This is a genomic window from Bradyrhizobium sp. (assembly GCF_049581145.1).
In the GTDB taxonomy this organism is placed as follows: domain Bacteria; phylum Pseudomonadota; class Alphaproteobacteria; order Rhizobiales; family Xanthobacteraceae; genus Bradyrhizobium.
Map to the genome: position 1 here is coordinate 1 of NZ_JBAURI010001028.1, position 10,014 is coordinate 10,014.

The following is a 10,014-nucleotide window of genomic DNA, read 5'->3' on the forward strand; positions in this document are numbered from 1 at the left end:
GTCCAGCATCTGTGAAGATGGAAGCATGCTTCGGAGCATACGCGGATATAGCGCGTCCAGACGGTTGGCCGCCGCATTTCGGCCCCCAACAACTACGGTATGCCGGCTCAATCTCACTCAATATTAATGAGACGTGCAGCACTTTGGGCAGCGAACTCATCCGCCATCGCCGCAGTGTGTCCAGCAGATTCCAAAGGTCCATCGCCGTGGTTCGGCGGGCATCTGCGCCAAACGGCGATCGATTCCGACTGAAGGCAGGCAAGAATGTTTCAGTTTAAGCTTTCGCTGAGTGGCAAGATCGGCCTGTCCAACGCACTGATGGCGCTGATCGTGCTCGCCATCATCGGCATATCGGTGTTCTTTATCCGGCAGCAGGCCGTCACCGCCGAGCGCATCGACAAGCTTTCGGAATTGACGTCGCAGCAGCTTCCAGACCTGATGTTGGACGTCAAGAATATCCAGATCAGCATCATCCAGGTGCAGCAGTTCCTGACCGATGTCTCCGCGACGCGCGGGCAGGATGGCCTGGATGACGGCTTCGAGGAGGCGGAGAAGAACGCAAAAGAGTTCGCTGCGCTGGTCCCGAAAGCACACGAACTTGCCGGCAAGCTCAACAACGATGCAGTGGCACGGGCCATCGACCAGGTGGAGACCCAATTCGCCCCCTATTACGAACTCGGCGAGAAGATGGCCAAGGCCTATGTCGCGGACGGCCCTTCGGCCGGCAACAAGATGATGCCGGAATTCGATGAGCAGTCGGACAAGCTGGCGAAGGCGATGGAAAGCCTGATTGCTGTCTCGGAGCGCCTCAGCAAGGATGGCCAGGCCGCGATCCGTCTTGCAACAAACTCGGCGACGGCCGATCTGCAGACGCTGAACACGATCCTCTACGCGCTGGGCCTGGCGTCGCTCTCCGTCGCCGGCGCCATCCTGCTTTACGCGCATTTCGGCATCGCCTCCCCGCTGCGCAAGCTGACGCGAATCATGGCAGAGCTGGTGACCGGGAACACCCAGGTCTCCGTGCCGAGCACACGACGGCATGACGAGATCGGCGCAATGTCGCGCGCTGTCGAGGTGTTCCGCGACAACGCGCTCCGCATCGGCCGGATGGAGTCGGACAAGGAGGTGGCGGAAGCCTCCGCTGCGGCCGAACGCGTGATGGCGGTGTTGCGCATGGCGGAATCGGTGGAACGGGAAACCAGCACCTCCGTCGCCTCGATTTCCACGGCTTCGCAGGAGGTCGATGGTGCGGCGGAGGGTCTGCTGTCGCTGGCCAACAGCCTCTCGCACCAAACGCAGGAGGTTGCGACCTCCTCCGAACAGGCTCTCGCCAACGCCGAGTCGGTGTCGGCATCTGCCGAAGAGCTCACGGCCTCCATCCGCGAGATCGAACAACAGGTCTCCAAGGTCAGTGCCGCGACCAAGACCGCCGTGACCAGGAGCAGCAAAGCCGAGGAGTCCATTCAATCGCTCTCGGAGGTGGTCGTGAAGGTCGCCGAGATGACCAAGCTGATCGGGAATATTGCCGATCAGACCAATCTTCTCGCGCTGAACGCGACCATCGAGGCCGCGCGGGCCGGAGAAGCGGGCAGAGGCTTTGCGGTGGTGGCCGCCGAGGTCAAGTCGCTCTCGACCCAGACCGCGCGCTCGACCGAAGAGATTGGCCGCCTCATCGGCGGGATTCAATCGGCCACGGAAGAGACGGTGAGCGGCTTCCGCGAGATCAGCGGCTGCATCGCCGAGATCAACTCGGTGGCGGACGCCGTGGCCCTGGCGATGGAGCAGCAAAGCCTTGCGACCCGGGAGATCGCCCAGAACATAACCTCGTCCACGACCGCCGCGCAGCACGTCTCGGCCAAGATCGCCGACGTCAGCCGTGACGCCGAAGCGGTCAGCGATCGTGCCTCGGGCGTGCGTCAGGCCATCTCGGAGGTGACCTCGAATCTTTCGAAGTTGAAGACCGCGCTGGTGAAGGTCGTGCGCTCCTCGCCCGAGGAGGTGGATCGCCGCGGCGACCCGCGCCATCCCGTCAGTCTGTCGGTCAGGATCCACGTCGGCGGCGCGCAATCGGCAGGAACGGTCGCCAATCTCTCGGAGGGCGGCGCCTTCATCGCGGGCCATTTTGAGTACAACAAGGGCGAAAAGGGAACAGCCGAAATCGAGGGACTGTCCGAGCGCCTGCCCTTCCAGGTCCGCGGACGCCGCGACGACGGACTGCATGTCAAGTTCGTGCTCGAGGGTGAACAGTCAGTGCGCTATCTGCGCTTTCTTGGCAGCCAAACGGGCAGGAAAGCCGCCTGAAGGGCGCGCCCTCGGCGCACGGCCGGCGGGGAGCGGGCGAGTCGTTGGAGCCGGAGCAGGCCGAAGCCATGCGTCCAGGCGATCAATGCCCGGGTTGGCGGTGTCCGGCTCATTACGGCGGACCTCCCGTCAAATCATGCACCCCGGAAATGACGCATTCGTGGAAATAGCGAAGCAGGGCAGCGCGACCAAATTCATCCGAGGTGTTGTCGTCCGCGATGTGGATGAAAAGGAGCAGATGGCTCTCCGCGGCGAACGTCCGAAGTTGTTACGACACTCCCTGCCGAACGTTTCGCCCGCTTCCGAAAGAGAGCCGAAGACTATGGATGCGGCGAACCGGGCGAAGATGATGTTCCAGTCGTTCTTCGCGGCGAGCTCCATGCTCCAGCGCGAGAAGCATGCAATGTAGGGACGGAGCGGGTTCTGAAATGGCCAAAGTATAAAGACAGCCAGAAAAAGTAGGCAGCGCAGGAAGGCGCCGGAATACTTGGCTCGGTCGCTCCAACACCGAGACGACTTGACGGTGCCCGGACGAAATCCAAGAACACACGGAGCCTAGACCTCCAGCCATTCCTTGCTGACGGCGCTGTTCTGCCGGAGCTCGGCGGGCGTGCCCTCGAACATGATGCGGCCGTGGCCCATCACGTAGACGCGGTGCGATATCCGCATCGCGATCGAGAGCTTCTGTTCCACCAGCAGGATGGCGACGCCGCGTCGCGCGATCTCGGCGATCAGGTCGCCGACCTGCTGCACGATCAGCGGCGCCAGCCCCTCGGTGGGCTCGTCGATCATGATCAGCTCGGGGTCTCCCATCAGCGTGCGGCAGATGGTCAGCATCTGCTTCTCGCCCCCGGACAGCACGCCCGCCGCGGTATCGGCCCTGGCGGCGAGATTGGGAAACATCGCCAGCATGTCATCGAGCTGCCACTTCCCCGCGTGCCTGGTATTCTTGATGCCGAGCATCAGGTTCTGCCGTACCGTCAGGCCGGGGAAAATATCGCGATGCTCCGGAACGTAGCCCAAACCGAGGTTGGCGATCCGGTAGTTCGGCAGGCCGGCGATGTCGGTGCCCTTGAACCTGATCGACCCCTGCGGCGGTACTTCGCCCATGATCGCCTTGACCGTCGTGGAGCGGCCGACGCCGTTGCGCCCGAGCAGGCTGACGACCTCGCCGGCATCGATGTGCAGGTCGACGCCCTGCAGGATATGGCTCTTGCCATAGTAGGCGTGCAGACCTGCGACCTCCAGCATCATGACGCCTCCTCTCCGAGATAGGCTTCCCGGACCACCGGATTGCCGCGGATCTCCTCCGGCGTGCCGGAGGCGATGATCTGGCCGTAGACCAGCACGGAAATGCGGTCGGCGAGGCCGAACACCACGCTCATGTCGTGCTCGACGATTAAAAGCGTGCGGTCCTTGGTCAGGCGCCGGATCAAGGCCACCGCGCGCTCGGTTTCGGCGTTGCTCATGCCCGCGGTCGGCTCGTCCAGCAGGATGACGTCGGCATCGCCGGCCACCGTGATGCCGATCTCCAGCGCGCGCTGCTCGGCATAGGTCAGCAGGCCGGCGGGCACGTCGCGTCTCGACGTGAGGTTGATATCGGCCAGAATTTGTGCGGTGCGGTCGCGCACCACGGGCAGGCTGTCGATATTCTTCCAGAACGCGTAGCGCTGCCCGGTCGACCACAGCACGGCGCAGCGCAGGTTTTCCCACACGCTCATATTGAAAAAGACGTTGGTGACCTGGAAGCTGCGCGACAGCCCGCGGCGGTTGATCTGATAGGGCGGCAGGCCAGCGATCTCCTGGCCGCGCAGCAGCACGTTGCCGGACGTCGGCTTCATGTAGCCGCTGATCAGGTTGAACGTGGTGGATTTTCCGGCGCCGTTCGGGCCGATCAGCGCGTGGCGTTCGCCCTGCGCCACGCTGAGATTGATGTTGCGGATGATGGCGACATTGCCAAAACTCTTTTCGACCCCGCGCAGTTCGATCGCGGCGCTCATGCGGCGATTCCTTTTTCACGCGCCTTGGTCGCGGCGTCGTCGAAGGCGTGACCGATCCAGCCCCAGGTCTTGCGTGCCACCAGGAAGCCGCCAATCAAGAGCATGGCGGCCAGCGCCCAAATAGAGGGGCTCGCCGCGTTGAAGCCGACGCCGAACGCCTGGATGTGGGAATCGTCGCCGGGGTTGACGGTGTAATGCACGATGGTTTCGATCGCGAGCACAAGTCCCGTCAGCATCGCCAGCGTCGGCACCAGGGCGATCAGATAGCTCGGCAGCAACCGGAGGAGGGTGCCTGCCTTCAGCAGCGGACGATGCATCATCAACAGCCCGGTGATGCCGCCCGGTGCAAACATCACCACGGCGATGAAGATCAGGCCGAAATAGAGCTGCCAAACCTGGGTCAGATCACTGAGGCCGAGCGACAGCAGGGTGACGAAGATCGCGCCCACGATCGGGCCGATGAAAAATCCGACCCCGCCGATATAGGTCGCGAACAGCACGCTGCCCGATTGCTCGGCGCCGAGATAAGCCGAGTTGGCGATTTCGAAGTTGATCGCCGCCAGCGCGCCCGCAATTCCGGCGAACAGGCCGGCAAAGCAGAATGCGAGGTAGCGCACGACGTGGGGATTGTAGCCGACGAACTGCACGCGTTCGGGATTGTCGCGCACGGCGTTGCACATGCGTCCGAGAGGCGTGCGGGTCAGCGCGTACATCGCGATCGCGGCGATCAGCGTCCACGCCGCCACCAGGTAATAGATCTGGATCTGCGGCCCGAAACTCCAGCCCAACAGTTTCAGCAATTTGGTCCGGTTGGTCGAGACACCGGCCTCGCCACCGAAAAACGTGCGCAGGATCAGCGCGGACGAGGCGATCAGTTCGCCCACGCCGAGCGAGATCATGGCGAACGCGGTCCCAGCGCGCTGGGTCGAGACCCAGCCGAGCAGGGCCGCGAACAAAAATCCGGCCAGGCCGCCGATCAGCGGGATGACAGGCAGCGGAATCGGCAGCTTGCCGGCGCCGATGATGTTCATGGCGTGCACCGCCAGGAAGCCGCCGAAGCCGTAATACACCGCATGCCCGAACGACAGCATGCCGGTCTGTCCGAGCAGGATATTGTAGGACAGCGAGAAGATGATCGAGATGCCGATCAGGCTGAACGTCGTCAGCGAGCCGCCGGACGTGAATACCCGCGGCAGCAGCAGCAGCACGACCGCCGCCACCACCCACAATCCGTAGAATCGGAGTTTCTCGACGGTCGAAGGCAGCGGCGGTGCCGCGCTCAAGGCGATTTCGCTCATGTGTCGCGTGTCCCGAGCAGACCCATCGGACGGAAGATCAGCACCAGCACCAGCATCATGTAGGGAATGATTGGCGCGATCTGCGCGATGGTGACATCCCAGATGTCGGATAGCCAGGTCGCGGCGTAGGCCGGGCTGAGCGGTCCGAAGGCTCCGGACAGCGAGCCGTTCATCGACACCGCGAAGGTCTGCACCAGGCCGATCAGCAGCGAGGCGATGAAGGCGCCTGGCAGCGAGCCCAGTCCGCCGACCACGACGACCACGAACAGGATCGGGCCCAGCAATCCCGCCATGTCCGACTGCGTCACCAGTTCAGGTCCGGCGATGACGCCCGCCACCGCGGCCAGCGCGGTGCCGACGCCGAACACCAGCATGAAGATGCGCCCGACATTGTGCCCGAGATGGCCAACCATATGCGGATGGGTCAGCGCGGCCTGGACGATCAGCCCGATGCGGGTTTTCTTCAGCACCAGCAGAAGCCCTAAGAAGATCGCGATCGACACCAGCAGCATGAACATCTTGTAGGCGGGATAGTTGGTGGAGAAGATCGTAAAGGCCGGGAAATCCAACAGCGCCGGGACGCGAAAATCGACCGGGCTCTTGCCCCAGATGATCTGCACCACTTCCTCGATCACGAAGGCCAGGCCGAAGGTGAACAGCAGTTCAGCCACATGACCGTTCCGGTGCACGCGTCGCAGCCCGTAGCGCTCGACGGCGGCGCCGATTGCCCCCGCCAGTAGCGGCGCGATCACGAGCGCCGGCCAGAAGCCGAACCAGCGGCTGATCTGGAATCCGAAGAACGCGCCCAGCATGTAGAAGCTCGCATGCGCGAAATTGAGCACGCCCAGCATGCTGAAGATGACGGTGAGCCCGCTCGCCATCAGGAACAGCAGCATGCCGAACAACACGCCGTTGAGCGTGGAGATGACAATCAGTTCAAGCACGACGGCACCGCCGAGTTAAGCGCGTATCCGCCCCAAACCTTGCTTGGGGCGGACCGTTGGCACAGGCGAATGATCAGTTCGGCCGTTCCATTTTGCAAGTTGTCGGAATGACGGTCGCGGGCGTATCGATCTTGGCGACGAGCTTCCAGCCCCAGCCCGTATGCTCCTCGTCGAACGGTTCCTTTTCGCTACGGTCGCCGAATGAGGAAATATAGATCGGCTGGAAGAACTGGTGATCGTCCTTGCGCATGAAGCCCTTGCCGCCGTCGAACACGTCGAACTCCATGCCTTCCAGCGCGTCGGCGACCTTGATCGGATCGATCGACTTGGCCTTGTCGGCTGCCGCTGCCAGCATGCGCATTTCGTTGACGGCGCGCGGATAGAACAGGCTGAAGTCGTATTTGGCCCGGATCGCCTTCTCGAATTCCTGCGAGGATGGATTGTCGATATTGGCGATGCCTTCGGTGATCTGGAACACCTGATGATCGAGATTGGCCTGCTTGATCGCGGTCGGGCCGCCGGTGCCGCCGGCATAATAAGTGTACCAATTGACCTTGAGCCCGGCGTCGGCGGCCGCCTTCAGGAGCAGCGCGAAATCCTGGCCCCAGTTGCCGGTGATGACGGTGTCGGCGCCCGACTCCTTGATCTTGGCGATATACGGCGCGAAATCGGTGATCTTCAACAGCGGGTGCTTTTCGTCGCCGACGATCTTGATGTCCGGCCGCTTGGCGGCCAGCATGGCCCTGGCCGCAGTACGGACGGATTCTCCGAATGAATAATCCTGGTTGATCAGATAGACCTTTTTGATCGAGGGCACCGTCTTGATGTAGTTGGTCAGCGCCTCCATCTTGATGTCGGAGCTCGCATCCCAGCGGAAATGCCAGAAGCTGCACTTGGCGTTGGTCAGAACCGGGTCGATCGCAGCATAGTTGAAATACAGCACTTCCTTGCCGGGATTGCGTTCGTTGTATTTGGTGACGAAGTCGGAAAGCGCGCTCGCCACCGCCGAGCCGTTGCCCTGGGTGAGGAAGCGGATGCCGGCGTCGATTGCCTTTTGCGCCTGGACCAGGCTTTCCTGCGGGTTGGTCTTGTTGTCGAGCGGAACGATCTCGACCTTCTTGCCCTGGATGCCGCCTTTGGCGTTCAATTCGTCGGCGAGAAACTGGAAGGTCTTCAAGCCGACCTCGCCGACGCTGGCGCCGCCGCCCGAAAGCGGATCGATGTAGCCGATCTTGACGGTGTCCTCGGCTGCCGCCGACATGGCGCTCAGGCCGAGCACTGACAGCGTGAGGGCTGCCATGGCGAGTGTCTTCCTCATTGATTTCCTCCTCGTTGGACTGGACATTCGCTCCCTTGGACGGGAGCTGTTTCCCGAATGATGACGACGGCCGCTCGTGCCCGGATTTTTCGTGCGCGTCTCCCATGGAGCCGCTTCAGCCACCGGCTACGACCGACTGCGAGATACCTCCTTGGACAGCCTCATGGTGGATGTCAGCTTTGTTGTGGATGCCAGCTTCGTTCGAGTGCGCTGACCAGAATGACAGCGCTCCCGAACCCGCCATCGCGCGGTTCATGGTCTGCGTGATCTGACTTTCATCGGGAGACTTCATCGTTGACCAAACGGCGGTGACTGAAGGGCAGCGTTGGCGTTATCGCCTCGTTGATACGCTCCGCGCTCGTCATTCACCAGTATTACGTATCAGTACCACGTCCGAGCGTCCCGGCGCGCAAACCGGCCGGCACCATCACATGACATCATCCCAATCCTCAGCCGGCGCCTGTGAGGACCGCAACGCGATCTCGCAGCTTCATCCGCGCTCCCTTTCAATCATTTTTAATTAGCTCACTAGTGAGTGAACATCATATTCACAGGATCTCCGCCCCGGCAAGGCCTTTTCAGGCATCCCGCTCGGCTTTTCGACGCGCGCAGACGCCAAGAAAACCGGCCGCCATGAAGGTCGCCATCCGCTCCTTGACAGCGGCGTAGTCATCAGACTTGCACAAGCCGTCCGAGAGCTTGTCGATGCGCCCGGTTTGCGCCAGCGTGAGCATCAGTGCTCCGGAGACGAAATGGTATCCCCAAAAGATATCCTCTTCCGCACAGTTCGGCAGCGCTTTCTTGAGCAGATCGATCAGGCGCAGGACCACCGGATCGAAATGCCGGTCCATCATGTCGGCGCCCCATTCGGGCGTGTTGGCGACCAGCGCACCCAGCGCGCCGTAATTCCTCCAGCCTTCGCCGCCCTCGATGTAAAGGTCGAGGTCGCTGTCCAGGAATACGCGCAGCGCTCCCTCAACCGAAGGTTTGCCGCCGGTCGTCTTGTCGTATTGATCAAGCAACCTCATGCGACGCTCGCTGGTTATCACCGCGCGTCGCGCGAAGACGGCGTCGAACAGCTTCTTCTTGTCCTCAAAATAATAGTTGATCAGTGTATGATGCACGCCGACGCGCTTTGCGACGTCCTTCAACGTAACCCCATGGAGGCCGTTCCTGGAAAACAGAAACTCGGCGGTGTCGAGTATCTGCTCCATCATATCGGCGCGTCGCTCGGCCTTGGCCGAACTCTTGCGCCGGGCACTCGGTTGGTCGGGCAAGCTGAGTTTCCTCCCAGTTTTTGCGGTATGGCGAGCCGGTCAAGCCGCCCTTTGGCTGAACGGCGACCATCCAATCAGACGCGCATCTAATCGGTCCAGCCCCTGGATGCCATCGGCAATTTCATTGCCGGACGCCCGGTCAGCCTCATGCCGCTTAGTGGGTCCTGGCACGTCAAGAGCAGCCTCATGCCCGCGTCCTGAGCTGCGGCGGCGACCGGTTCACCTCTCCCAACGGGTTGCCCCAGGGGGTAAGCGGAGCGCATCCGAGAGCTTGCAGCAAGCCATGGTCTGAATCGGGTCGGCTGATCGCCACCGTGCCGAAATTCGAACCGCCGGCTGATTCTTTTCATCCTGCGGACTCACGCGACGTGGGCGACCTCCTGGGCTTTCGCCGCTTGCTTTTTGCGACCGATTTTGCGCACGACGGTGTAGCAGGCCGGCGTGAACAAGAGGCCGAAGGCGGTCACGCCCAGCATGCCGGAGAACACGGCCGTGCCGAGGGATTGCCGCATCTCCGAGCCAGCGCCGGTTGCAACCACGAGCGGCGCGACGCCGAAGATGAACGCCAGCGACGTCATCAGGATCGGCCGCAGTCGGGTGCGCGCTGCGGTGACGGCGGCTTCTCCGGGGCTGGCGCCGCTCTCCTCGGTCTGCCGCGCGAATTCCACGATCAGGATCGCGTTCTTGGCGGCGAGGCCAACCAGCACGACGAAGCCGATCTGCGCCAGCACGTCGATCGCCATGCCGCGGATCAACAGACCCGTCACCGAGGCCAAGAGACACGGTGACGGGTCTGTTGATCCGCGGCATGGCGATCGACGTGCTGGCGCAGATCGGCTTCGTCGTGCTGGTTGGCCTCGCCGCCAAGAACGCGAT

Annotated in this window: 8 protein-coding genes and 1 pseudogene; 2 read left to right on the top strand and 7 right to left on the bottom strand. The window is 62.4% G+C overall.

Annotation, left to right across the window (positions count from 1 at the left end; translation table 11 throughout):
* Positions 1-264: 264 nt before the first annotated feature.
* Positions 265-2,301 carry a methyl-accepting chemotaxis protein gene (locus WCB02_RS33265; protein ID WP_423965092.1) on the top strand — a complete coding sequence of 679 codons (2,037 nt, stop codon included), beginning with the start codon at positions 265-267 and terminating at the stop codon, positions 2,299-2,301.
* A gap of 160 nt (positions 2,302-2,461) precedes the next feature.
* The gene (locus WCB02_RS33270) at positions 2,462-2,710 is read left to right on the top strand and encodes a hypothetical protein (RefSeq protein ID WP_423965094.1); all 249 of its coding nucleotides are present in this window, start codon (positions 2,462-2,464) and stop codon (positions 2,708-2,710) included.
* A gap of 146 nt (positions 2,711-2,856) precedes the next feature.
* On the opposite strand, the gene WCB02_RS33275 is transcribed toward WCB02_RS33270, so the two are convergent.
* From WCB02_RS33275 to WCB02_RS33305, 7 genes and pseudogenes are all read right to left on the bottom strand, one after another.
* A complete protein-coding gene (locus tag WCB02_RS33275; protein WP_423965108.1) occupies positions 2,857-3,552 on the bottom strand; it encodes an ABC transporter ATP-binding protein in 696 nt (231 codons plus the stop codon).
* Positions 3,552-4,301, bottom strand: coding sequence for an ABC transporter ATP-binding protein (locus tag WCB02_RS33280; protein ID WP_423965096.1), 750 nt, complete (start codon positions 4,299-4,301; stop codon positions 3,552-3,554). Before WCB02_RS33280 ends, WCB02_RS33275 begins: the two co-directional genes overlap by 1 nt.
* Positions 4,298-5,599, bottom strand: a complete 1,302-nt coding sequence (locus tag WCB02_RS33285) for a branched-chain amino acid ABC transporter permease (RefSeq protein ID WP_423965099.1) — start codon at positions 5,597-5,599, stop codon at positions 4,298-4,300. Before WCB02_RS33285 ends, WCB02_RS33280 begins: the two co-directional genes overlap by 4 nt.
* The gene (locus WCB02_RS33290) at positions 5,596-6,543 is read right to left on the bottom strand and encodes a branched-chain amino acid ABC transporter permease (protein ID WP_423965101.1); all 948 of its coding nucleotides are present in this window, start codon (positions 6,541-6,543) and stop codon (positions 5,596-5,598) included. The genes WCB02_RS33285 and WCB02_RS33290 overlap by 4 nt, the downstream gene beginning before the upstream one ends.
* A gap of 73 nt (positions 6,544-6,616) precedes the next feature.
* Complete coding sequence (locus tag WCB02_RS33295; protein ID WP_423965103.1) at positions 6,617-7,861, bottom strand: branched-chain amino acid ABC transporter substrate-binding protein; 1,245 nt, start codon at positions 7,859-7,861, stop codon at positions 6,617-6,619.
* Positions 7,862-8,439: 578 nt separating this feature from the next.
* Positions 8,440-9,138 (bottom strand): TetR/AcrR family transcriptional regulator, encoded by a 699-nt coding sequence (locus tag WCB02_RS33300; RefSeq protein ID WP_423965105.1) that lies wholly within the window; start codon positions 9,136-9,138, stop codon positions 8,440-8,442.
* A 359-nt stretch (positions 9,139-9,497) separates the two neighbouring features.
* Positions 9,498-9,920: pseudogene (locus WCB02_RS33305) on the bottom strand (efflux RND transporter permease subunit); the annotation flags it as partial.
* Between the last annotated feature and the right edge of the window lie 94 nt (positions 9,921-10,014).

Bases quoted from the DNA above. Each gene is read 5' to 3' on its own strand.
- WCB02_RS33285 (WP_423965099.1), bottom strand. From the start codon at position 5,599: ATGAGCGAAATCGCCTTGAGCGCGGCACCGCCGCTGCCTTCGACCGTC.
- WCB02_RS33280 (WP_423965096.1), bottom strand. From the start codon at position 4,301: ATGAGCGCCGCGATCGAACTGCGCGGGGTCGAAAAGAGTTTTGGCAAT.
- WCB02_RS33295 (WP_423965103.1), bottom strand. From the start codon at position 7,861: ATGAGGAAGACACTCGCCATGGCAGCCCTCACGCTGTCAGTGCTCGGC.
- WCB02_RS33265 (WP_423965092.1), top strand. From the start codon at position 265: ATGTTTCAGTTTAAGCTTTCGCTGAGTGGCAAGATCGGCCTGTCCAAC.
- WCB02_RS33275 (WP_423965108.1), bottom strand. From the start codon at position 3,552: ATGCTGGAGGTCGCAGGTCTGCACGCCTACTATGGCAAGAGCCATATC.